At 70.0% G+C, this 21,834-nt stretch carries 19 protein-coding genes; 10 read left to right on the top strand and 9 right to left on the bottom strand.

Features of this window, described 5'->3' with window-relative positions; translation table 11 throughout:
* Positions 1–242 precede the first annotated feature (242 nt).
* Genes ACGFU6_RS04705 through ACGFU6_RS04685 form a run of 5 tightly spaced genes read left to right on the top strand, consistent with a single transcriptional unit; the run spans position 243 to position 5,082 of the window.
* Positions 243–1,034, top strand: a complete 792-nt coding sequence (locus tag ACGFU6_RS04705; RefSeq protein ID WP_393608063.1) for an ABC transporter ATP-binding protein — start codon at positions 243–245, stop codon at positions 1,032–1,034.
* Complete coding sequence (locus ACGFU6_RS04700) at positions 1,022–1,825, top strand: ABC transporter ATP-binding protein (RefSeq protein WP_393608062.1); 804 nt, start codon at positions 1,022–1,024, stop codon at positions 1,823–1,825. Before ACGFU6_RS04705 ends, ACGFU6_RS04700 begins: the two co-directional genes overlap by 13 nt.
* Complete coding sequence (locus ACGFU6_RS04695; protein WP_393608061.1) at positions 1,822–2,712, top strand: branched-chain amino acid ABC transporter permease; 891 nt, start codon at positions 1,822–1,824, stop codon at positions 2,710–2,712. The genes ACGFU6_RS04700 and ACGFU6_RS04695 overlap by 4 nt, the downstream gene beginning before the upstream one ends.
* A complete protein-coding gene (locus tag ACGFU6_RS04690; protein WP_393608060.1) occupies positions 2,705–3,835 on the top strand; it encodes a branched-chain amino acid ABC transporter permease in 1,131 nt (376 codons plus the stop codon). The genes ACGFU6_RS04695 and ACGFU6_RS04690 overlap by 8 nt, the downstream gene beginning before the upstream one ends.
* Positions 3,832–5,082 carry an ABC transporter substrate-binding protein gene (locus ACGFU6_RS04685; protein WP_393608059.1) on the top strand — a complete coding sequence of 417 codons (1,251 nt, stop codon included), beginning with the start codon at positions 3,832–3,834 and terminating at the stop codon, positions 5,080–5,082. Before ACGFU6_RS04690 ends, ACGFU6_RS04685 begins: the two co-directional genes overlap by 4 nt.
* 73 nt (positions 5,083–5,155) lie before the next feature.
* On the opposite strand, the gene ACGFU6_RS04680 is transcribed toward ACGFU6_RS04685, so the two are convergent.
* Positions 5,156–7,525, bottom strand: coding sequence for a discoidin domain-containing protein (locus ACGFU6_RS04680; protein ID WP_393608058.1), 2,370 nt, complete (start codon positions 7,523–7,525; stop codon positions 5,156–5,158).
* 338 nt (positions 7,526–7,863) lie between these two features.
* Here ACGFU6_RS04680 and ACGFU6_RS04675 point away from each other — a divergent pair, with 338 nt between their 5' ends.
* From ACGFU6_RS04675 to ACGFU6_RS04660, 4 genes are all read left to right on the top strand, one after another.
* Complete coding sequence (locus ACGFU6_RS04675; RefSeq protein WP_393608057.1) at positions 7,864–8,076, top strand: hypothetical protein; 213 nt, start codon at positions 7,864–7,866, stop codon at positions 8,074–8,076.
* 315 nt (positions 8,077–8,391) lie between these two features.
* On the top strand, positions 8,392–8,814 hold the full coding sequence (locus ACGFU6_RS04670; RefSeq protein WP_393608056.1) for a hypothetical protein: 423 nt from the start codon (positions 8,392–8,394) through the stop codon (positions 8,812–8,814).
* Complete coding sequence (locus tag ACGFU6_RS04665; protein WP_393608055.1) at positions 8,814–9,506, top strand: DUF6338 family protein; 693 nt, start codon at positions 8,814–8,816, stop codon at positions 9,504–9,506. Before ACGFU6_RS04670 ends, ACGFU6_RS04665 begins: the two co-directional genes overlap by 1 nt.
* Positions 9,503–9,745, top strand: coding sequence for a hypothetical protein (locus ACGFU6_RS04660; RefSeq protein WP_393608054.1), 243 nt, complete (start codon positions 9,503–9,505; stop codon positions 9,743–9,745). Before ACGFU6_RS04665 ends, ACGFU6_RS04660 begins: the two co-directional genes overlap by 4 nt.
* A 37-nt stretch (positions 9,746–9,782) precedes the next feature.
* On the opposite strand, the gene ACGFU6_RS04655 is transcribed toward ACGFU6_RS04660, so the two are convergent.
* The gene (locus tag ACGFU6_RS04655) at positions 9,783–12,641 is read right to left on the bottom strand and encodes a CHAT domain-containing protein (RefSeq protein WP_393608053.1); all 2,859 of its coding nucleotides are present in this window, start codon (positions 12,639–12,641) and stop codon (positions 9,783–9,785) included.
* 320 nt (positions 12,642–12,961) lie between these two features.
* On the opposite strand from ACGFU6_RS04655, the gene ACGFU6_RS04650 reads away from it, so the two are divergent.
* Positions 12,962–13,696, top strand: a complete 735-nt coding sequence (locus ACGFU6_RS04650; RefSeq protein ID WP_393608052.1) for a S1 family peptidase — start codon at positions 12,962–12,964, stop codon at positions 13,694–13,696.
* A gap of 91 nt (positions 13,697–13,787) precedes the next feature.
* Here the strand turns inward: ACGFU6_RS04650 and pssA are convergent, their stop codons facing one another.
* From pssA to ccrA, 7 genes are all read right to left on the bottom strand, one after another.
* Positions 13,788–14,642 (bottom strand): CDP-diacylglycerol--serine O-phosphatidyltransferase, encoded by an 855-nt coding sequence (gene pssA, locus ACGFU6_RS04645; protein ID WP_393608051.1) that lies wholly within the window; start codon positions 14,640–14,642, stop codon positions 13,788–13,790.
* Positions 14,629–15,276 (bottom strand): phosphatidylserine decarboxylase, encoded by a 648-nt coding sequence (locus tag ACGFU6_RS04640; RefSeq protein ID WP_024489890.1) that lies wholly within the window; start codon positions 15,274–15,276, stop codon positions 14,629–14,631. Before ACGFU6_RS04640 ends, pssA begins: the two co-directional genes overlap by 14 nt.
* 181 nt (positions 15,277–15,457) lie before the next feature.
* Positions 15,458–16,663, bottom strand: coding sequence for an acyl-CoA dehydrogenase family protein (locus ACGFU6_RS04635; protein ID WP_393608050.1), 1,206 nt, complete (start codon positions 16,661–16,663; stop codon positions 15,458–15,460).
* 2 nt (positions 16,664–16,665) lie between these two features.
* A complete protein-coding gene (locus ACGFU6_RS04630) occupies positions 16,666–17,193 on the bottom strand; it encodes a MaoC family dehydratase (RefSeq protein ID WP_123531075.1) in 528 nt (175 codons plus the stop codon).
* A 1-nt stretch (position 17,194) separates the two neighbouring features.
* Positions 17,195–18,157: an HpcH/HpaI aldolase/citrate lyase family protein gene (locus tag ACGFU6_RS04625; protein ID WP_393608049.1), complete on the bottom strand. Its 963-nt coding sequence runs from the start codon at positions 18,155–18,157 to the stop codon at positions 17,195–17,197.
* The gene (locus ACGFU6_RS04620) at positions 18,154–20,166 is read right to left on the bottom strand and encodes a protein meaA (protein WP_393608048.1); all 2,013 of its coding nucleotides are present in this window, start codon (positions 20,164–20,166) and stop codon (positions 18,154–18,156) included. The genes ACGFU6_RS04625 and ACGFU6_RS04620 overlap by 4 nt, the downstream gene beginning before the upstream one ends.
* A gap of 1 nt (position 20,167) precedes the next feature.
* Positions 20,168–21,529: a crotonyl-CoA carboxylase/reductase gene (ccrA, locus tag ACGFU6_RS04615; protein WP_393608047.1), complete on the bottom strand. Its 1,362-nt coding sequence runs from the start codon at positions 21,527–21,529 to the stop codon at positions 20,168–20,170.
* Positions 21,530–21,834: the final 305 nt, after the last annotated feature.

The following is a 21,834-nucleotide window of genomic DNA, read 5'->3' as shown; positions in this document are numbered from 1 at the left end:
CGGGCGGGCGGCGACCGCGCACGGCCCGCCTCTGTGCGCGTGCACAAGCGGCGGACTCCGGCACTGGTCACCCGCAGCGTCTCGGCCGCACGCCATGGACGGGCGGCCCGCCCCGCTGCTGGTCTGTGGCCCCACGGCGCAGGTGACGGGCACAGCCGCAGTCAGCGGCCCCGGTCCCGGCGCCACCCGGCCCGGCGAATCGCGTCGGGCCGGCTCGATGACAAGGCGGAGGAGGAGGACGCATGGCAACGCTGGAGATCCGTGGACTGTCCGTGGGCTACGGCCCCGTACGCTCCCTGCGCGACGTCTCCCTCGACGTGCCGGCGGGGGCGATCACCGCCGTGCTCGGCGGCAACGGGGCCGGCAAGACCACACTGCTGCGGGCCGTCTCGCGCACCCTCGGCTTCCACCGCGGAACGGGCACCGGCACCGTCCGCTTCGACGGGCACCGGCTGGACGGGCTGCGCCCCGCCCGGGTGGTGGCCGCCGGAGTGGTCCAGGTTCCCGAGGGACGACAGGTGTTCGCCCGGATGACGGTGGCCGACAACCTGCGGGCCGGCGCCCTGGGAGCCCGCGGCGGCCGCAAGGCGTCGGCCGGCGCACTGGCCCGCGTACACGAACTGTTCCCCGTACTGGCCCAGCGCGCACACCAGCGCGCCGGACTGCTCTCCGGCGGCGAGCAGCAGATGCTGGCCATGGGGCGGGCGCTGATGGCGCGGCCCCGGCTGCTGCTGCTCGACGAGCCCTCGCTCGGCCTCGCCCCTCTGATGGCGGCCAGGATCGCCGAGACGGTGCGGGAGATCAACGCGGCGGGCACCTCCGTCCTGCTCGTCGAGCAGAACGCGGCGATCGCCCTGCGGCTCGCCTCGACGGCGTACGTACTGGAGGTCGGCGAGATCACCCTGGCGGGGCCGGCCGACGAACTCGCCGCGTCGGACGAGGTACGCCGGCGCTATCTGGGCGTCGTCGACGAGACGGCCGTCGACGCGTACCCGGCCGGCCCTGTGCGCACCCTGAGCAGGTGGTCCGCTTGAGGGCCGCCGGTCATACCGCCCCGCCCCCGGCCGCCCTCACCGTCCGGGACGTCACCGTCCGCTTCGCCGGACTCACCGCCCTGGACGGCGTCTCCTTCACCGTGGAGCCCGGCAGCGTGCACGCCGTCATCGGCCCCAACGGGGCGGGAAAATCGACGACCTTCAACGTGCTGTCCGGGGTCTACCGGGCCACATCCGGCAGCGTGCACCTCGGTACGACGCAGCTCACCGGACTCGCCCCGCACAAGATCGCCGCACTCGGTGTCGCCCGGACCTTCCAGAACCTCGCACTGCCCCCGCACACCACCGTCACCGACAGCCTGCTGCTGGGCCGCCACCGGCTCACCCGGGCCGGCTTCCTCGCGAGCGGCCTGCGCCTCCCGGCCGCAACCCGCGAGGCCCGGCGGCACCTGGACCGGGTCCGGGAGATCGCGGGGTTCCTCGGCCTGGAGAAGGAGCTGGAACGGCCGGCCGGGGCGCTCCCGTACGGGCAGCAGAAGCTCGTCGAGCTCGGCCGCGCGCTGTGCATGGAGCCGCAGGTCCTCCTCCTGGACGAACCCGTCGCCGGGATGACCGCCGACGAACGGCGGCGCACCGCCGCGGTCGTGGCCGGGGTCCGGGACAGCCTCGGCATCTCGATCGTGCTCGTCGAACACGACATGGGAGTGGTGATGCGGCTCGCGGACGCCGTGACCGTACTCGACTTCGGACGCAGGATCGCCGGTGGCAGCCCCGCCGAGATCCAGAACGATCCGGCCGTAGTCCAGGCCTACTTGGGGGTACAGGAATGACCACCTTCATCGAACTCCTCCTCGGCGGGCTGTCCATCGGCTCGGTCTACGCCCTGATCGCACTGGGCTTCGTCGTCATCTTCAAGGCGACCGAGGTCGTCAACTTCGCCCATGCCTCCCTGCTGCTCGCGGGCGGCTACGTCACCGCCGTGCTCCACGACGACATCGGCTTCTGGCCCGCGCTCGCCGTCGGCATCGCCGGCGCGGCCGCTGTCGGAGCGGCCGTCGAGTTCCTGGTGATGCGCCGTTACCGGGGCAGCGACCACAGCGTCCTGGCCATCGTCACCATCGGCGTCGACATCCTGCTCACCACCGAACTCACCCGCCGGATGGGCACGGAGGTGCTCTCGCTCGGCGACCCCTGGGGCGACGGGGTCATCACCGTCGGAGACGTCACCCTCGCACAGACCAGAGTCGCCGCCTTCGTCGCCGCAGCCCTCCTCATCACCGTGTTCCTGCTCGCCTTCCGCTTCACCTCCTGGGGGGTGTCGATGCGGGCCGCGGCCGAGAACCCGCAGACGGCCGCCCTGATGGGGATCAAGCTCGGCCGGGTCTCGCTCGCCGCCTGGGCGGTCGCCGGAGCGCTCGCCGCCGTCGCGGCCCTCTTCCTCACCGTCTTCCCCACACCCGGCCTGGAACGGGCCACCTCGCTGGCCGCCCTCAAGGCGTTTCCCGCCGCGATCCTCGGCGGGCTCGACTCCACCACCGGGGCCCTGGCCGGCGGACTGATCGTCGGCGTCACCGAGTCGCTCGCCACCGGCTACCAGAGCGACCTCTCCTTCCTGGGCCGCGGCATCGGTGACCTCGCCCCCTACCTCGTGATGGTGCTGGTGCTGTTGCTGCGTCCCGCGGGACTCTTCGGTACGAAGGAGCTCGCCCGTGTCTGAGACCACGACCACGGCACAGAACGAAACCGCGGCGAAGCCCGCGCTCCGCCCGCCCGGATCGGTGCTCGCAGCCCGGCTGCGGCACCCCCGTACCTACCTCTGGGCCATCGGCTCGGTGCTCCTGCTCGCGTTCCCCTTCTACCTGGACCGCTTCTGGCTGCAGGCGGGACTCTTCGCGATGGCCGCCGCCATCGGCGCCATCGGGCTCAACCTGCTGACCGGCGCCACCGGTCAGCTCTCCCTGGGGCACGCCTTCTTCCTCGCGGTGGGGGCGTACGGCTACTGCGTCCTCGCGGGGGAGCGCGGCACGGAGAACGGACACGAGCTCTCCGGACTCGGCCTGCCCAGCTGGCTCGCCGCCGTGCTCGCCGTACTCCTGGCCGGAGCCGCGGGCGGGCTGTTCAGCCCCATCGCGAGCCGGCTGCGCGGCGCCTACCTCGGCATCGCGACGCTGGCCCTGATCTTCATCGGCCAGCACGTGCTGTTCAACGCGGGCTCGCTCACCGGTGGCTACAACGGCCGCGCCGTCCCCCCGCTCTCCGTCTTCGGTTTCGGCTTCGACGACACCGAGGTGACGGTGGCCGCGGTGCCCTTCCAGTCCGCCGAGAAGCTCTGGTACGCGGCGCTCCTCGCCCTGCTGCTGAGCGGTCTGTTCGCCCGGGGTGTGCTGCGCGGCCGCCCCGGCAGGGCGCTCAACGCCATCCGTGACCACCGCATCGCGGCCGGAGTGATGGGGGTCCCGGTGGCCCGTTACCGGGCGGGCGTCTTCGTCCTGTCCTCGATGTACGCCGGACTGGCGGGCGTCCTGCTCGCACTGGTCTTCCAGCGGACCGTGCCCGAGTACTTCGGCATGGTCCTGTCCCTCGAATACCTCGCCATGATCGTCATCGGCGGGCTCGGGACCGTGGCGGGAGCGGTCGTCGGGGCCGCCTTCGTCTCGCTGCTGCCGCAGGTGCTCACCCACTACAGCGACTCCCTGCCCCTGGTCTCCGCCCCCGGTACGGGCGGTCTGGCACCGGGCGAGGCCTCGCGCTACCTGTACGGCGCCGCGGTGGTCGCGGCTGTCCTGTTCCTGCCCGGCGGCCTGACACGTCTGATGAAGAACTCAGGGGAGAAGAAATGAAACTGCGTGTGCTCGGGGCCGTGTGCGCGGCCCTCACCCTCACCCTCGTGGGCTGTAGCGAGAAGGCCAAGTCCTCCGACGAGGGGACCCAGGACAAGGGCGGTGTGAAGACCGGCGTGGGCGTCACCGACTCGGTGATCTCGCTGGGCGCGCTCACCGACATGACCGGGGTCTACGCCTCCCTCGGCAAGAGCGTCACCCAGGCCCAGCAGCTCTGGGTCAAGCAGACCAACAACGCGGGCGGCATCTGCAAGCGCAAGGTCGAGCTGACCGTACGCGACCACGGTTACGACCCGCAGAAGGCCGTCGCCGGCTACACGGAGCTGGAGCCGAAGGTGCTGGGCTTCGTCCAGTTCATCGGCTCGCCGTTCGTGGCCGCGGTCGAGCAGCGCATCGACGGCCAGGACAAGGGCCTCGTCCTGCCGCAGGCCTGGTCGGCGAACCTGCTCGGCAGCAAATACGTCCGCGTCATCGGCGCCACGTACGACGTCGAGACGATCAACGCGATCGACTACCTGCTTGCCGGGAAGCGCATCGCCAAGGGCGACAAGATCGGTCACGTCTACTTCGAGGGCGACTACGGCGAGAACGCCCTGGCCGGCTCGAAGTACGCGGCGAACGAGGCGGGTCTCACCGTCGTCGAGCAGAAGATCAAGCCCACCGACAACGACATGACCGCCCAGGTCGCCGCGCTCAAGCAGGCGGGCGTCAAGGCCGTCGTCATCAGCGCGGGCCCGCGCCAGGCGGCCTCGCTCGTCGGAGTCGCCGCGGCCACCGGATTCAAGGTCCCGGTCGTCGGCAACAACTCAGCCTACGCGCCCCAGTTGCTGAAGACGCAGGCCGGACCGGCCCTGACGAAGGACTACTACGTCGCCGCGTCCACCCTCCCGATCGGTGACCCGGGCGCCGGCCCGGCGAAGCTCGCCAAGGAGTACGCGGCCGCCTACCCGAAGGACGGCCTCGACAACGGCGTCATCGCGGGCTACAACGCGGCGAGCCTGTTCGGCGAGGCGCTGAAGAAGGCCTGCACCGCCAAGGACCTCACCCGTGAGGGCATCGACAAGGCCCTGCTGACCATCACGGACTTCGGCAGCGACTTCGGGATGCCGCACGACTTCTCCGACCCGGCGGCCCCCTCCACCCGGGAGAGCGTGATCATGAAGCCGGACGCCGGGACCCCCGGCGGCCTCAAGGTGGTCCGGCCGGCCCAGGCGGCACCGGCGGCGAAGTCATACACGCTGAAGTAGTCCCGGCACGACGGCGAAGGCCGCAGGGCGGCACGCGTCACGCGTGCCGCCCTGCGGTCGTTCGTCCGTCCGGTCAGCTGGTGTAGGCCTCCAGTTCGGAGAGCTGCGCGGCAGGCCACCCCGTGTTGCCGGTGAACGTCAGCCGCAGATAGCGGGCCGACGTGCCGGGCAGGGTGACGGTGGCCTTGTTGCCGCTCGACGGATTGAAGGTGTAACCCGCCGATCCCTTGAGCGAGTTGAACGAGTTGTTGTCGGTGCTGCCCGACACGCTCAGGGTCTGCGTACGGGTGGCCCAGGCGGCCGCCGGCGGCAGCTTCAGGACCAGCCGCTTGATGGCCTTGGCCGCCCCCAGGTCCACGGTGATGGTCTGCGGGAAGGCGTTGTTGGTGCTCTCCCAGTAGCTGTTCGCGTCGCCGTCCACGGCCCTGGACGCGCTGTACACGTCCGCGTGGCCGGACTCGGTGACGTTACGGCCCTGGGCGAGGTTGCCCGTCTCGGCGGGCGGGTCGGTGGGCGGGTCGGTCGGGTCGGTCGGCGGGTCCGTGGGATCCGTCGGGCCGCTGCCGCCCTGCGGCACACCGCCGTTGGTCCACACGGGGGCCGGCCAGTTGCCGGTGCAGGCCGGCGGGTCGGAGTACCAGCCGGAGTTGCCGGCGCCCCGGGTGATCTGGAAGCCGCTGCCGACGCAGTTGTGGATCGGGTTGGACTGCGCGATGTGCGTGGCCACGACGTTGTCGAAGGTCGCCGTGCCGGGGGACTGGACCTGCAGCGCGTAGGTACCGGCGCCGTCGATCTTGATGTTCTTGAAGTGCACTCCGTTGGTCGCGCCCTCGATGAAGTGGATCGCGGCGTAGGAGCTGTCCAGGATCTCCGTGTCGGTGATGTTGATGGTGGCGTTGATCGGCTCGTTGAGGCCGCTGAACCAGACGGCTCCGACGCCGAACTGCCAGTTGTAGTCGTTGTTCCCGGTGCGGATCAGGGTGTTGCGGGCCGCCGTCGTGGTGCCGGAGACGGCCGTTCCCTGACCGGAGTTGACACCTGGGTAGCGGTTGGCGATGTGCAGGCCGCCGCCGTTGGAGATGGTGTCCGACATGACGTTGTCGGAGATCGTGATGTCCTTGCCGCCGTACGTCACGATGTTGTTGGCGAGGATCGGCAGGATCACCGTGTTGAACGTGAACTTGTTCTTCACGTTCGGGATGTTCTCCGCCCACATCGCCAGTCCGTCGTCACCGGTGTTGCGGACGAAGGTGTTGGTGACGGTGGAGTTTGTGACGCCGTAGTGGAAGTTCACGCCGTCGGCGGTCTGGTCCAGGATGCGGCTGTTCTTGATGGTGAAGTTGTCCATCGGGCCGTCCATCCAGGCGCCGCACTTGGTGTGCTGCATCCAGATGTTGTCGACGGTCGAGTTCGACAGGGCCCCGCCGATGGCGTTGACCTGGTCGTCGTCCACCCGCTCCTGGATGTCACCGATGATGGCGAAGTCCTTGAGCGTGACGTTGCTGCTGCCGCCGTCCCGGGCGTACTTGCCGTAGACGCCGACGGCCTTGCTCCGGTTGGAGGGGTCGCGGCCCGTCAGCACGGAGTACCAGGGGCCGGCACCGCGCAGCGTCACCTTGTCCACCACGATGTGGTCGCGGACCTGGAAGGTGCCCTGCGGGATGTAGACCTCCTTGCCCTGCGCCTTGCCCGCGTCCACGGCCGCCTGGATCTTGGCGGTCGAGTCGGCGGCCCCGGTCGGGTCGGCGCCGAAGTCGGAGACGACGTCGAGTGCGCCCGAGGGCTTGACGGTCGGCGCGGCCACCTGCTCGAAGTCCGCCAGGTCGATGGTGAACGACGGCGAGGCGGAGGTGGAGGAGACCTGCAGCCGGACCTTCGTACCGGCGGCGAGGGTCGACCCGAACATGGTCCGGGCCTCGTCGTAGAAGTGGTGCGGGTTGGTGTCGCCCGGGTTGTTGTTGAAGGGATAACCGCCGTAGTACCAGCCGTACTTGGAGGTGACCGGCACCGCCTTCGGCGACGCGCCGTTCACCAGCACGTTGATCGAGGCGTCCCGGCCCGATCCGGCGGCACTGTCCGGCAGCGAGTAGCGGAAGGACATCGCGTTGGCCGGTGCGGTGAGTGTGAACTCCACGTACTCACCGACCGCGTCCAGCGTCACGGCCTGTCGGCCCGAGGCCTCGGAGGGCAGCGTGCCGTACAGCCGGTTCGGGCCGATCAGCGTGCCGTTGGTGGCCGCGTACTCGGCTTCCTGCTCCTTGAACGGAACGGTCGCGCCGCGACCGGGGACCGCGACGGGGGAGGGGGCGGGGACCCCCGCCGCCTGGGCGGCCGGAGCGCTGGACAGGACCACGGCGGCGGCGGTGCCGACCGCGGCGAGTGCCAGCGAGAGGGAGGCGGATATGGAGCGTCTGAGCAACTGGCGTCTGGGAGTCGGGGTCACTTATCAGTCGTCCTTGCGGCTCGTGGGGGCACTTCGGACGCCCCACAGGCTAGGAGTGGTGCCGCAAGTAAGTCCATGCTGCTGCGCAAAATTCTGCTTGGCTCACTCAAATTCGTGACTCAAACCTGTGCGTGGTGCGTACTATGCGGTGCTTGGTCGACCATCGGGAGGGCGGTGCGCGGCCCCGGGTGTGGCGTGGGTCGGTTACATCGCCCGCGCTGCAGGGCCGTGGCAGTCGCGTCTGTGGCCGCGTCCAGAGGTTGCGCAAAAGATTCGCATCAATACGTAAAAAACGCAGAAGCTGACAGGTGTCGGATCCGCCTGCGTAGGCCGGCCGCATGCCCTGCGCACTTGTTCTCGGATACGACCCACAGGCGATACCCGGCGTCGACGCGGAGGCCCTTCGCGCGGCGCTGGACGGCGGGCTCGCCCGGTTCGCCGAACGCGGCATCGAGGCGGCCATGACCTTGGTCGTGTTCGGCGAAGCGGCCGAGGCCGCCCTCGTCGCCTCGTCGCCTCGTTGTCCGGACGTCCGTGGGACGTGGTGGTGATCGGGGGCGGAATCCGCAAGGCGGAACAGCTGCTGCCTCTCTTCGAGCGGATCGTGAACCTGATTCACCGTCATGCTCCCCAGGCCGCGATCGCGTTCAACAGCCATGGCGGGGACAGCGTGGAGGCCGCGCTGCGCCGGCTCCGAGAGCACCGTCCGGCGGCTCAGGGGTGTCCGTGACGTGCGCGCCGGCCCGGTGGCCGAAAACCCTCCGGCAGCGCAATCACCCGAACGAGGGACCGCGATGTGCCCCCGGCGTGACTAGCATTTCAGGCAGGACGCTCAAGGGCGTACAACGGGCCGGGGGAGGCGAGTCATGCAGGTACCGGAGTCCGCCGTGTACGGGTTGGTGCTGGCCCTCGTCGTCCTGTCGCCCCTCATCGGCTTCGGCCGGGCCAAGTGGCTGGCGATCCTGGCCCTGCTGAACATCGGTGAGTACCGGGTGCTCGTGGCCACTGATCCGTACACGCTGGGGGTGGCGGTCACCGCGTTGCTCGGAGCGCTGCTGCTGCTCGGGGAGATGAGCGCGCCCAGGCGCCTGTCGGGGGTCCTGTGGCTCATCGGCGGGCTGCTGGTGGCGCTGGCCTTCTACCGGCAGTCGCAGACGGCCGCGCTGATCGTGCACGCGAGGCCCTGGGTGGCGATCTCGACACTGGTGGCGGCGGCCCTGCTGGGGCTGCGCGCGAGGCGGGCGAGACTGATCGCGCACGATCCCTCCGAGGGCCTGCGGGGCATGTGATGGGGCAGTCCCCGTCCACCCCGCTCCAGATCGCCCTCCTGGTGCTGTTCGTCCTGCCGGGAGTCACCTACCAGTTCCTGCGGGAGCGCTGGCGGGGCCCGGTGCCCGGCGAACGTGACCTGGGGGAAAGGGTGTTGCGGGCGGTGGCGGCGTCCGTCGTGCTCGACACCCTGTATCTGATCGCGGCGGGGCCCCGGCTGGTGCGCTTCGCCCGGCACGCGGGTGCGGGCGGCCGGGAAGCCGTGGCGCAGCAGCCCCGGTCGGCCGGGCTGGCGGCCCTGGTGCTGTTCATCGTCGTGCCGGCGGCGGCCGCGGCCGGCGTCACCTGGTGGCAGCGGCGCCGGCGGCCCGCGCGCTACCGTTCGACACCCACCGCCTGGGACCACCTGTTCAGCCGCTCCGGCCCCTGCTTCGTACGCATGCGGCTGCGTGACGGCGCCTGGGTGGGCGGCTGGTACGGGAGCCGGTCGTACGCCACCTCGTATCCGCAGGCCCCCGAGGTCTACCTCGAATCGGCGTGGCTGATGAGGCCGGACGGCAGCTTCGTGCGGCCCGTCCGGGACAGCGCGGGCATCCACATCAGGGCGGCGGACACCGACGTGCTGGAACTCCTGTCCCCGCCCGCCGCCGCACCCCCCGAACCCCTTGCGGCCGCCGTCCCGGCCGCCCGGACCACGCAGGAGCCGGAATGACCGCGTCCCGGGCCGAAGAGCCGGAACTGACCGAATTCGAGAAGAAGTTGCGCCGGAAGGGCGGCGGGGACTTCCGGGGGCACACCCCGGTCCTCGCCCTGCCCGAACCGACCCGGGGCCCCTCGGACCCGGCAGGGGTCTCCTTCCCGCCCCGGGGCACCGGCGCGGCCGCCCTGCCGCCGGAGCCCGGTGAGTCCTCGGTGCCGCCGGAGTCCGGGGCGTCCGAGCCGTCCGGCTGAGCCCGCGGCCGGGCCCCGAGCCGCCGGGCCCCGCCCCTCAGCAGCCGACGTGCAGATAGCTCGCCCATAACTGAGGCAGGTTGGGGCACAGCTCCCGGACCGCCAGAGTGGCGCGACGTACCGCGGCCGCCGCCTCGACGGGCGCGCCGGACCGCACCGCCTCGGCCAGCTCCGTGTAGACGTTCTCAGCGAACACCGAGCTGACCTCGTCCTCCACCCGCCACAGCGTCGCGATGACCTGTCGGTATCCGGCCAGTTGGAAGGCCGAGGCCAGATGGATGGCCTCATCGGCATGGCGCGGCGCGGTGCGGGCCGTGTCGCACGAGGACAGATAGGCGAGCTCGGGGCTGCCCAGCTCCAGCCGGGACACGTCCTCGACGGTCAGCAGCCGTCGCCGGTGATCGTGCAGGAGCAGCCCGCTGCGCGACGGGACGTCGGGATCGGTCGCCGTATGGCAGGCGAAGTGCGCCCAGGCATGGTCCGGCAGCGCGCTCAGGACCCGCTCCCTGGTCGCCTCCGGGCCGCTGAGGCGTACGGTCCCCGGGAACAGCCCCCGCACCATCCGTGCCTCGGCCTCCGCCCCGGAGAGCGGCCCCGCCTCCGGGGTGGTGGACATGGCTACGGCGAGGGGCACCCGGCGGCGGGCGGCCGGGGCTCCGGCGGTCCGGGCGGTGGCCAGGGACCGCACCGTGGGCGTGTAGGACGAGATCACCCGGTCGAGCAGGGAACGGGCGCCGCCGCGGTGTCCCGCCGCGTGAACGGGCAGCAGCGCGAGCGGTCCGGTGGGCACCCACCACACTCGCGGCAGCCCCGGACCGCGATGTGCCGCGTGCAGATCCTTCAGGGCGTTCAGGACGGGCTCGGCCAAGGCGTCCCACAGCCAGCCGAGCACCTCGTGCACCGCCGTCGCCCGCGCCGCGCCGTCCTCGTCCCGGGAGGCCAGCGCGGCGTCCAGCGCGCGCCGCCGGTCCTCGGCCTCGTCCGGGGTGACCCGCAACGGGACGGAACGGATGCCGTCGGGGGCGATGATGACCGCGTCGGAGCGGAACCGGCTCACGTTGAGGTACACGACGGCACCCTCCGCCGCCCCGGCGAGCAGCCGCTCGGGGGAGGGCGGCCCCGCGAAGTCCGCCAGCCCGTCCAGCGAGCGGATCTCGCGCAGCAGCACGTCCCAGCGCTCGCCCTCCTCGCGCCGCCGGGAGCGCGAGTCCGCAGCGCCGCCTACGGGCGGTTCGGCGCGCCCCTCGGCCAGGGCCGTCCGCAGGTCCTCGAACTCCCTTGCCAGCGAGGGGTTCTGTGCCCGGAGCTCACCGATGTCGGCGCGCAGGTCCAGCTCCCGCGACAGCAGCACACCGCGCCCGAGCTCCAGCATCGCCACCGCCCGCTCGGGCTCGCCCTCGAAGAGCGCGCAGGCGGCCGCGTCCGCCGCGATGCCGCTGTACCGGCCGAGGCGGTCCTCCTGGTCCGCCCGGCGCAGCTCGCGGCCCGCCAGCCGGGGCAGGAGTGCGATCACGGTCTCGAACGCCGTCATGGCCTCCCGGTAGCGGGCACCCGAGGCGGCGATATCGCTCCAGAGCAGCCCGGCCCGCATCCGCGTGGGGACGTCGGCCCTCGGATGGGCCGCAGCGGCCCGTGCCGCGTCGAGGGCCTGATCGGGCCCCCCGGGACGGACGGCACCGGTGGCGGAATCGGCGCCGCCGCCGGCATCGCCAGGCCCGCGGGCCGTGTCGTACCGGCCGAGATCGCGAAGAGCCAGTGCCGCCACGACCTGGTACACCGCCCTTTCGGGGGCGTCCGTCGGCGCCGTGGCCAGGGCGCGTTCGCTCAGGCCGACCGCCTCGTCCAGATCGTCCGTGGCCGGATGGAGCTCGGCGCCCGCCCGCAGCCGGTGCCGGGTGCGCAGCGCCAGGCCGAGGTTGCTCAGGCATGTCCCGTGCAGCGCCTCGCCCGGCTCGGTCGTCTCCAGCGCCTCCCGCCCCGTCCGTACGGCCCGGTCGATGTCCACGAGGCTCCCGGTCCGCTTGCCCCGCTGCACCAGCAGGTAGCAGAGGGTGGCCCGGTCCGCCGCGCGCCGGTAGCCGCGCCTGTCGGCCCAGTCCGCGGCGGCCGACACCTGGGCGACGGCCTGTTCCAGGACGTCCAGGTCGTCGGTGCGCAGGTACTCGCTGTGCAGGGCGGCGCCGAACTGGCCGCACGTACCGGGGAAGTGAGGGCTGCGGGAGGGGACGAGCCGGACGGCCTCGCGTCCGGCGGCGACGGCCCGCGCCAGATCGTCCGCCGCGCCGAGGTGGTCGTAGCGCAGCCGTAGCGCGGTGCTGAGCTGGCAGAGCATCCGGCCGCGCGCCTGGCCGGTGCCCCGGGCCCGGTCGGCCCGCTCTCCGGCCTCGACGGCCTCGTCCAGGTCCTGGAGCCGCCCGAGCCGCTCGTACCGCATGCGCGCCGCCCGGACGAGGCCGGTGACGTGGCCGAGGTGGTTGGCGTGTCCGACGCTCTGACGGGCCGCCGCGCGGAAGTCGTCCACGCCCGAGTCCAGGACCGCCAGATCGTCCGATACCGCGTAGCTCCGCAGCCGTTCCGTGCCGGCAGCGGCCCGCTCGTTCGCCGCCAACGGATTGTTCTCCGGGTTGGCGCGCTGCTCCGCGTTGGTCAGCTGGAGACGTGCGAAGCCCACGAAACCGGCCACCATCGCGCAGACGTAGGTCGACGGCCCGTACCAGGCGGGAGTGGAACCGGGAAAGACCCAGATCCCTCTCTCCACCATCTGCGAGACGAGGAACCCGAGGATGCCCCAGGGGGTGCGCCCGCCCGCGCTGCCGATGAGCCGGTCACCGGCGCAGAAGAAGAACAGCATCGCCAAGGTGCCGAGTACACCGATCGCCAGTGGCCAGTCCGACATCCGCTGAACTCCCCCTCATTCCGGTTCCGCCGGCCCGCCGGGCCGTGGTGCTTCCGCGCTCGCACCGTACCGCCGGTCCCGAGGGAAAAGAGCGGAAGTCTCCGTATGGGGGACCGCGGTAATGAGGGACGATATTCGGCCGTGTGTTCGCAATCGGAGGCATGCATTACGGATAAGAGATTGAATGTGAAAGTTCTATCGGGCCATTCGTTTCATTGGCTTCATTCGATTTATTCGCTCCAATCGGAACCTTTCGGCACGGCCGGGTATCTCACCAGCAGTACGGCCGCCCACGCCCCGACCCGGAGGAGCTGTCCCGAATGGTTCGTCGTGTTCGTGTATCGCTGCTGACCGCCTTACTGGTGGTGACGGCTGCGCTGATGTCGTCCGCCCCCGCCTCCGCCGTGATCGGTGGCTCGAAGAGCACCTACGGTCCGTGGGCGGTGCGCATGCTCGTCGACGGCACCCCGGTCTGCACCGGGACGGCGATCGCGCGCCGGTGGATCATCACCGCCTCGCACTGCTTCTTCGAGCAGGGGCAGGCGGTGGCCGACAAGCGGATCTCGTTCCGGATCGGCAGCCTCGACGTGCGCAAGGGCGCCACGGTGCACCCGGTGCCGCACGGCCGTGTGGGAAGCGCGCGGGCCGACATGATGCTCGTGAAGGTCCCGCCGATGAGGATCCGCACCGCGCGGCCCGCCGACACCGCCGTCCGCCCAGGCCGGCTCGTACGGCAGTACGGATGGGGCGCCACCTGCACCGGGGACGAGAACAGCTGCCAGTCCCCCGTGCTCAAGCAGTCGGTCCTGCGGGTCCTGCGGCCGTCCGATCCGCGCTGCGAGGGGTACACCGTGCCGGGCGGCTCGGACTTCTGCATGACGAAGGTGTCCGGGATTCCGGCGGGCGGCGACTCCGGGGGCCCGGTGATGAGCATCGGCCCGCGTGGCGACGAGGCCCTGCTCGGCGTCTTCGACGGCTCCGACCGGGAGACGACGGCCGGGGCCGGCGAGATCTCCCAGCAGCTCACCTGGATCCGCTCGGTCATCAAGGGGTAGCCCCTGCCCTGGCCCGGACGGGACCGGGAAACGCACGAGGGCCCGGATGCTGGGGAGCATCCGGGCCCTCGTGCATGACGTGCGTGAGCCGTTACGGCAGCTGCGCCGCCCGTGCCTCGCGCCGGTTGTCACGGAAGGTGTTCACCCGGCGGGCGGTCGCGAAGAGCGGGATGACCGCACCCAGGACCACCTGGAGCGCACAGCCGGTCTGGAGCAGCAGCTGACCGCCGGGGGCGTCGAACGCCCAAGCGGCCAGGAGACCCATCGCGGCCACGATCCAGCCGAGCATCGCCACCGCGAGGACACCCCGCGGCTTGGGGTACTCGACCCGGCTGACCATCAGCCACGCCACGCCGACGATCGCGAGCAGCGTCGGCACGAAGGGCAGCTCCAGGAGCACGATCGAGATGACCGTGAGCGCCCCGAAGGGGCTCGGCATGCCCTGGAACATGCCGTCCTTCAAGGTCACGCAGGAGAATCTGGCAAGCCTGAGTACCACCGCCAGCAGCACGACGATCGCCGCCAGGGCCGAGACGCGCTGGTGTGCGTCGTCCGCGACCATGCCGTACACGAGGACGAAGTACGCCGGGGCGAGGCCGAAGCTGACGAGGTCCGAGAGGTTGTCCAGCTCGGCGCCCATCGGCGAGGAACGCAGCTTGCGCGCCACGAGTCCGTCGAACAGGTCGAAGATCGCGGCCATGAGCATCAGGATCACGGCGGTGGCCGCCGAGTGCCGGGCCATGCCGCTCTCGTCGCTGCCCGTGAGGTGCGGGATGAGGATGCCCGTGGTGGTGAAGTACACCGCCATGAAACCGCACGTGGCGTTACCGAGAGTGAGGGTGTCCGCTATCGACAGCCGCATTGAGAGCGGCATGTCCTCGGCGTCGTCCTCGGCATCCGCCTCGGGCACCCAGCCGGCCTGTGTCTCAGGATCAATCACGGTCAATTCGAGTCACCCCCGCGGTGGTGGCCTGGCCGACCTCGACCGCGACATCGATACCTTCCGGAAGGTAGATGTCGACCCGGGAGCCGAACCGGATCAGGCCGATCCGCTCGCCCTGGTCCACCTTGGTGCCCTGCGGAACGTACGGGACGATGCGGCGGGCGACTGCGCCCGCGATCTGCACCATTTCGATGTCGCCGAGCTCGGTGTCGAAGTGCCAGACAACGCGCTCGTTGTTCTCGCTCTCCTTGTTGAACGCCGGAACGAAGCCACCGGGGATGTGCTCGACCGATGTCACCGTGCCGGCCAGTGGCGCGCGGTTGACGTGGACGTTGAGCGGGCTCATGAAGATCGCGACGCGGGTGCGCCCGTCCTTCCACGGCATGATGCTCTGCACCACGCCGTCGGCCGGTGAGATGACGCGGCCCTGGGTGATCTCGCGCTCGGGGTCGCGGAAGAACCACAGCATGCCCGCCGCGAGCGCGGTGGTGGGCACGGCCACGGCCGCCCAGCGCCCGGACCTGCGGGCCCGGGACAGGCTGAGTGCGGCGGTGGCGACGGTCGGGAGGAGCCACGGCGAAGCTCCGCGTGCAAGGCGGACCCCGCCGCGTGGTGCAGAGGTATGGCTGTCGGGCATGGATGACCTTCGTAGCGGATGATGCCGCGCTGGCAACGGGGGACGGCGGCTTTTCCGGCGATGTTATCGGTTGCGGACCGCAACTGGGCAAGCCAGCAGCCGAGTCGGACGTCTGGAAGGCACCGGATGAGGATGACAGGGTGTGATCTTCTTCGCGGTTAAATCACCGCGAATGGGGCAATCAACCCTGGAACCGGTACTCCTCAAGGAGTCGGCGCCCGATGATCATTTTCTGGATCTCGGCGGTACCTTCACCGATCAGCAGCATCGGGGCCTCTCGGTAGAGGCGCTCGATCTCGTACTCCTTGGAGAAGCCGTAACCGCCATGGATACGGAAGGCGTCCTCGACGACTTCCTTGCAGTACTCGGAGGCGAGGTACTTCGCCATCCCTGCCTCCAGGTCGTTTCGTTCCCCGGAGTCCTTTTTGCGCGCTGCATTTACCATCATCGCATGCGCGGCCTCGACCTTGGTGGCCATTTCGGCCAGCTTGAACTGGATCGCCTGGTGCTGGGCGATCGGTTTTCCGAAGGTATGGCGCTGCTGGGCGTAGGAAACGCCGAGCTCGAATGCACGCTGTGCGACGCCACAGCCACGTGCGGCGACATTTACCCGGCCGACCTCCACTCCGTCCATCATTTGGTAAAACCCTCGGCCCGTGGTGCCGCCGAGTACACGATTGGCTGGAATGTGTAGCCCGTCCATGATGAGTTCGGTCGTGTCGACGCCCTTGTAACCCATCTTGTCGATCTTCCCGGGGATCGTGAGGCCCGGCCGGACCTCACCGAACCCGGGCTCCTTCTCCACCAGGAACGTGGTCATCGACTTGTGCGGCGGGGTGCCCTCGGGGTGGCCTTCGTCACTCCGGCACAGAACGGCGACGAGCGTGGACGTGCCGCCGTTCGTCAGCCACATCTTCTGGCCGTTGAGTACGTACCCGTCGCCGTCCCTGACGCCCTTCGAGGTGATCGCCGCGACATCGGAGCCCAGGGCCGGCTCGGACATCGAGAACGCGCCGCGCACCTCACCCAGTGCCATCCGGGGCAGGAAGGTGTCCTTCTGCTCCTGTGTGCCGTGCTGCTTGAGCATGTACGCCACGATGAAGTGCGTGTTGATGATCCCGGACACACTCATCCAGCCGCGGGCGATCTCCTCCACGCACAGCGCGTACGTGAGGAGGGACTCACCCAGCCCGCCGTACTCCTCGGGGATCATCAGCCCGAAGAGTCCGAGTTCCTTGAGGCCCTCGACGATTTCGGCCGGGTACTCGTCTCGGTGCTCCAGCTGGGTGGCGACCGGAATGATCTCTTTGTCGACGAAATCACGGACCGTGGAGAGAATCTCCCGCTGCACATCGGTGAGGCCGGCGGTCTGGGCGAGTCGGGCCATGGCTACTTCTCCACGTTCTTCTGCGAAGGCTGCTTCGGCTCCGGGCGGCCGGGCTGTTCCCCGCCCCGCTCCTTGATGTACGTCTCCGTGGGGACCATCACCTTGCGACGGAACACGCAGACCAGAGTGGAGTCCTGCTTGTAGCCCCTGGTCTCCACGTAAACGATTCCGCGGTCGCTCTTGGACTTCGACGGAGTCTTGTCCAGGACCGTCGTCTCGCCGTAGATCGTGTCGCCGTGGAAGGTCGGCGCGACGTGCTTCAGTGATTCGACCTCCAGGTTGGCGATCGCCTTTCCCGAGACGTCCGGCACCGACATGCCGAGCAGCAACGAGTAGATGTAGTTGCCGACGACAACGTTCTTGCCGAAATCCGTTGTGCTCTCCGCGTAGTTGCTGTCCATGTGCAGCGGGTGATGATTCATGGTCAGCAGGCAGAAGAGGTGGTCGTCGTATTCGGTGACGGTCTTTCCGGGCCAGTGCTTGTAGACGGCACCGATCTCGAATTCCTCATAGGTGCGCCCGAACTGCATATCAGGCCTCCGGAGCTTCGAACTTGGAGGTGCGCTCCATGCCGGCCGCGCGGCCCTTGCCCGCGACGACCAGGGCCATCTTGCGGCTGGCCTCGTCGATCATCTCGTCGCCGAGCATCGCCGAACCCTTCTTGCCGCCCTCCTCGGAGGTGCACCAGTCGTAGGCGTCCAGGATCAGCTCGGCGTGGTCGTAGTCCTCCTGCGAGGGCGAGAACACCTCGTTCGCCGCGTCGACCTGGCCGGGGTGCAGCACCCACTTGCCGTCGAAGCCGAGCGCCGCCGCACGGCCCGCCACCTCGCGGTACGCGTCCACGTCGCGGATCTGGAGGAACGGACCGTCGATCGCCTGGAGGTCGTGCGTGCGGGCCGCCATCAGAATGCGCATCAGGATGTAGTGGTACGCGTCCGCGCCGTACCCGGGCGGCTGCTGGCCGACGACCAGGGTCTTCATGTTGATCGACGCCATGAAGTCGGCCGGGCCGAAGATCAGGGTCTCGAGCCGGGGCGAGGCGGCGGCGATGTCGTCGATGTTGACGAGGCCCTTGGCGTTCTCGATCTGCGCCTCGATGCCGATCTTCCCGACCTCGAAGCCCATGGTCTTCTCGATCTGGGTGAGCAGCAGGTCCAGTGCGACGACCTGCTGGGCGTCCTGGACCTTCGGCAGCATGATGCAGTCGAGGTTGGGGCCCGCGCCCTCGACGACCGTGATGACGTCGCGGTACGTCCAGTGCGTCGTCCAGTCGTTGACCCGCACGACCCGGGTCTTGCCCGTCCAGTCGCCGTTGTTCAGGGCGTCGACGATCGTGTGCCGGGCGCCTTCCTTGGCGAGCGGCGCGCAGGCGTCCTCCAGGTCGAGGAAGACCTGGTCGGCCGGGAGTCCCTGGGCCTTCTCCAGGAACCGCGGGTTCGAGCCGGGTACGGCCAGACACGAGCGGCGCGGACGCAGGCGGTTGACGGCAGTCATGCGGGGACCTCCAGAGGGTCGAGCTTGTTCGCTTTCCGGATCTCGTCGACGATACGGCCGATGATCTCCGTGATGCCGAAGTCCTTCGGGGTGAACACGGCGGCGACACCGGCTTCGATCAGGGCCGCGGCGTCGGCGGGCGGGATGATCCCGCCGGCGATCACCGGGATGTCGCCCGCGCCGGTCCGGCGCAGCCGGGTCAGCACGTCGGGCACCAGCTCGGCGTGCGAGCCGGACAGGATGGACAGCCCGACGCAGTGCACGTCCTCGGCGACGGCGGCCGAGACGATCTGTTCGGGCGTCAGGCGGATGCCCTGGTAGACGACCTCGAAACCGGCGTCGCGGGCGCGTACCGCGATCTGCTCGGCGCCGTTGGAGTGCCCGTCGAGGCCGGGCTTGCCGACGAGCAGCCGCAGCCGGCCCGCGCCCAGGTCCGCCGCGGTCCGCGCGACCTTCTCGCGTACCAGCGCGAGCGGCGTGCCCGCCTCCGCGGTCACCGCGACCGGCGCGGACGACACGCCGGTCGGGGCGCGGAACTCACCGAAGACGTCGCGCAGTGCCCAGGACCACTCGCCCGTGGTGACGCCTGCGCGGGCGCACTCGACGGTGGCCTCCATCATGTTGTCGGTGCCCGCGGCGGTCTTCTTCAGGACGGACAGGGCCTCGGTGGCGCGGGCCTCGTCGCGGTTGTCGCGCCACTCGTGGAGCGCGGCGACGACCTTGGCCTCGTTGGCCGGGTCGACCGTCATGATCGCGGCGTCGAGGTCGGCGGTGAGCGGGTTGGGCTCGGTGACCTCGTGGATGTTGACGCCGACGATCTTCTCCTCGCCGCCCTCGATCCGGGCCCGCCGCGCGGCGTGCGAGGAGACCAGTTCGGACTTGAGGTAGCCGGACTCGACGGCCGCCATGGCGCCGCCCATCTCCTGGATCCGGTCGATCTCCGTGAACGATTCGGTGACCAGCTCGTCCACCTTGGCCTCGATGACGTGCGACCCGGCGAAGATGTCCTCGTACTCCAGCAGGTCGCTCTCGTGGGCGAGTACCTGCTGGATGCGCAGCGACCACTGCTGGTCCCAGGGGCGCGGCAGCCCGAGCGCCTCGTTCCAGGCGGGCAGCTGCACCGCGCGGGCGCGGGCGTCCTTGGAGAGGGTGACGGCCAGCATCTCCAGCACGATGCGCTGGACGTTGTTCTCCGGCTGGGCCTCGGTCAGGCCCAGCGAGTTGACCTGGACGCCGTAGCGGAAGCGGCGCTGCCTGGCATCGGTGATGCCGTACCGCTCCTGGGTGATGCGGTCCCAGATGCGGCCGAAGGCGCGCATCTTGCACATCTCCTCGATGAACCGGACGCCCGCGTTCACGAAGAAGGAGATCCGGGCGACGACCGCGCCGAACTTCTCCGCGGGCACCTGACCGGAGTCGCGCACCGCGTCGAGGACCGCGATGGCCGTCGACATGGCGTACGCGATCTCCTGGACGGGGGTGGCCCCCGCCTCCTGGAGGTGGTAGCTGCAGATGTTGATCGGGTTCCACTTGGGGATGCGGTTGACCGTGTACGTGATCATGTCGGTGGTCAGCCGCAGTGAGGGGCCCGGCGGGAAGACGTGCGTCCCGCGCGAGAGGTACTCCTTCACGATGTCGTTCTGCGTGGTGCCCTGGAGTTTGTCCGCGTCGGCGCCCTGCTCCTCCGCGACCACCTGGTAGAGCGCCAGCAGCCACATCGCGGTGGCGTTGATCGTCATGGAGGTGTTCATCTGCTCCAGCGGGATGTCCTGGAACAGCCGGCGCATGTCACCGAGGTGCGAGACGGGCACGCCGACCCGGCCGACCTCACCGCGGGCGAGGACGTGGTCGGGGTCGTACCCCGTCTGGGTGGGCAGGTCGAAGGCGACCGACAGGCCCGTCTGGCCCTTGGCGAGGTTGCGCCGGTAGAGCTCGTTGGACGCCTCGGCGGTCGAGTGGCCGGCGTACGTCCGCATGAGCCAGGGGCGGTCCTTCTGACGGCCGGTCATGTCAGATGTCCCTGAATCGGTTGATGGCGTCGATGTGCTGCTCACGCATCGCCTCGTCGCGCACACCCAGCCCCTCGCGCGGGGCGAGCGCCAGGACGCCGACCTTGCCCTGGTGGAGGTTGCGGTGCACGTCGTACGCGGCCTGGCCGGTGTCCTCCAGGGAGTAGACCTTCGACAGTGTCGGGTGGATCTTCCCCTTGGCGACGAGGCGGTTGGCCTCCCACGCCTCGCGGTAGTTGGCGAAGTGCGAGCCCACGATCTTCTTCAGTGACATCCACAGGTAGCGGTTGTCGTACTCGTGGGTGTAGCCGGAGGTCGAGGCGCAGGTGACGATCGTGCCGCCCTTGCGGGTCACGTACACGCTCGCGCCGAAGGTCTCGCGGCCCGGGTGCTCGAAGACGATGTCGACGTCCTCGCCGCCGGTCAGTTCGCGGATGCGCTTGCCGAAGCGCTTCCACTCGCGCGGGTCCTGGTTGTGCTCGTCCTTCCAGAACTTGTAGCCCTCGGCGTTGCGGTCGATGATCGCCTCGGCGCCCATCTTCCGGCAGATCTCCGCCTTCTGGTCGCTGGAGACGACGCAGATCGGGTTGGCGCCACCGGCCAGGGCGAACTGCGTGGCGTAGGAGCCGAGTCCGCCGCTCGCCCCCCAGATCAGCACGTTGTCGCCCTGCTTCATCCCCGCGCCGTTGCGCGAGACGAGCTGGCGGTACGCGGTGGAGTTGACCAGACCGGGGGCCGCGGCCTCCTCCCAGCTGAGGTGGTCCGGCTTGGGCATCAGCTGGTTCGACTTCACCAGCGCCACCTCGGCCAGTCCGCCGAAGTTGGTCTCGAAGCCCCAGATCCGCTGCTCGGGGTCGAGCATCGTGTCGTTGTGACCGTCCGAGGACTCCAGCTCCACCGAGAGGCAGTGCGCGACGACCTCGTCGCCGGGCTTCCAGGCGTTGACGCCGGGACCGGTGCGCAGGACGACGCCCGCCAGGTCGGAGCCGATGACGTGGTACGGCAGGTCGTGGCGCTTGGTGAGGTCGCTGAGCCTGCCGTACCGCTCCAGGAAGCCGAAGGTCGAGACGGGCTCGAAGATCGACGTCCACACGGAGTTGTAGTTGACCGAGCTGGCCATGACCGCGACCAGCGCCTCGCCCGGACCGAGCTCGGGGACCGGCACGTCCTCGATGTGGAGGGACTTGCGGGGGTCCTTGTCGCGGCCGGCGACGCCGGCGAACATCTCGGCCTCGTCCTTGTGCACGGTCACCGCGCGGTACGACTCGGGGATGGGCAGCGCCGCGAAGTCCGCGGCCGTGACCGCGGCGGAGCCGCTCTTCGAGTCGGTCTGCGATTGGATCGCGTCCAGGATTTCCTTCACGGTGTGCCTCCGATGGAGCTGCGTTTGAGGGAACGCTTGAGGGTCCTGCGAAGCAGGGGGAGCGGTGTTGCGTGGAGGTGTGCCGTCGGTTCGGCTGGTGGTGCTTCGGCTGCTTGCTCTGTGGAGCAGAAGGGTTTGCCTGTGACGCAGGCGTCCGGGCACGCAGGCACCTGGCTTGCGGGGACAGCCGGCGTACGTGAGGTCTCAGCACGCCGGCCGCCCGGACGACTTCAACGTATGGCACTCCGTGACACCTGGCAAGGCACTGGGTGCCAGTAATTTCCCTCAATTGTCGTCCGGGTGCC

Source organism: Streptomyces sp. NPDC048462, from assembly GCF_043200175.1.
GTDB lineage: Bacteria > Actinomycetota > Actinomycetes > Streptomycetales > Streptomycetaceae > Streptomyces.
The sequence above is the reverse complement of the archived record's forward strand: the minus strand, read 5'-3'. Positions and strand labels throughout refer to the sequence as shown.

Bases quoted from the DNA above. Each gene is read 5' to 3' on its own strand.
- ACGFU6_RS04705 (WP_393608063.1), top strand. From the start codon at position 243: ATGGCAACGCTGGAGATCCGTGGACTGTCCGTGGGCTACGGCCCCGTA.
- ACGFU6_RS04695 (WP_393608061.1), top strand. From the start codon at position 1,822: ATGACCACCTTCATCGAACTCCTCCTCGGCGGGCTGTCCATCGGCTCG.
- ACGFU6_RS04685 (WP_393608059.1), top strand. From the start codon at position 3,832: ATGAAACTGCGTGTGCTCGGGGCCGTGTGCGCGGCCCTCACCCTCACC.
- ACGFU6_RS04675 (WP_393608057.1), top strand. From the start codon at position 7,864: ATGCCCTGCGCACTTGTTCTCGGATACGACCCACAGGCGATACCCGGC.
- ACGFU6_RS04670 (WP_393608056.1), top strand. From the start codon at position 8,392: ATGCAGGTACCGGAGTCCGCCGTGTACGGGTTGGTGCTGGCCCTCGTC.
- ACGFU6_RS04665 (WP_393608055.1), top strand. From the start codon at position 8,814: ATGGGGCAGTCCCCGTCCACCCCGCTCCAGATCGCCCTCCTGGTGCTG.
- ACGFU6_RS04660 (WP_393608054.1), top strand. From the start codon at position 9,503: ATGACCGCGTCCCGGGCCGAAGAGCCGGAACTGACCGAATTCGAGAAG.
- ACGFU6_RS04655 (WP_393608053.1), bottom strand. From the start codon at position 12,641: ATGTCGGACTGGCCACTGGCGATCGGTGTACTCGGCACCTTGGCGATG.
- ACGFU6_RS04650 (WP_393608052.1), top strand. From the start codon at position 12,962: ATGGTTCGTCGTGTTCGTGTATCGCTGCTGACCGCCTTACTGGTGGTG.
- ACGFU6_RS04640 (WP_024489890.1), bottom strand. From the start codon at position 15,276: ATGCCCGACAGCCATACCTCTGCACCACGCGGCGGGGTCCGCCTTGCA.
- ACGFU6_RS04635 (WP_393608050.1), bottom strand. From the start codon at position 16,663: ATGGCCCGACTCGCCCAGACCGCCGGCCTCACCGATGTGCAGCGGGAG.
- ACGFU6_RS04630 (WP_123531075.1), bottom strand. From the start codon at position 17,193: ATGCAGTTCGGGCGCACCTATGAGGAATTCGAGATCGGTGCCGTCTAC.
- ACGFU6_RS04625 (WP_393608049.1), bottom strand. From the start codon at position 18,157: ATGACTGCCGTCAACCGCCTGCGTCCGCGCCGCTCGTGTCTGGCCGTA.
- ACGFU6_RS04620 (WP_393608048.1), bottom strand. From the start codon at position 20,166: ATGACCGGCCGTCAGAAGGACCGCCCCTGGCTCATGCGGACGTACGCC.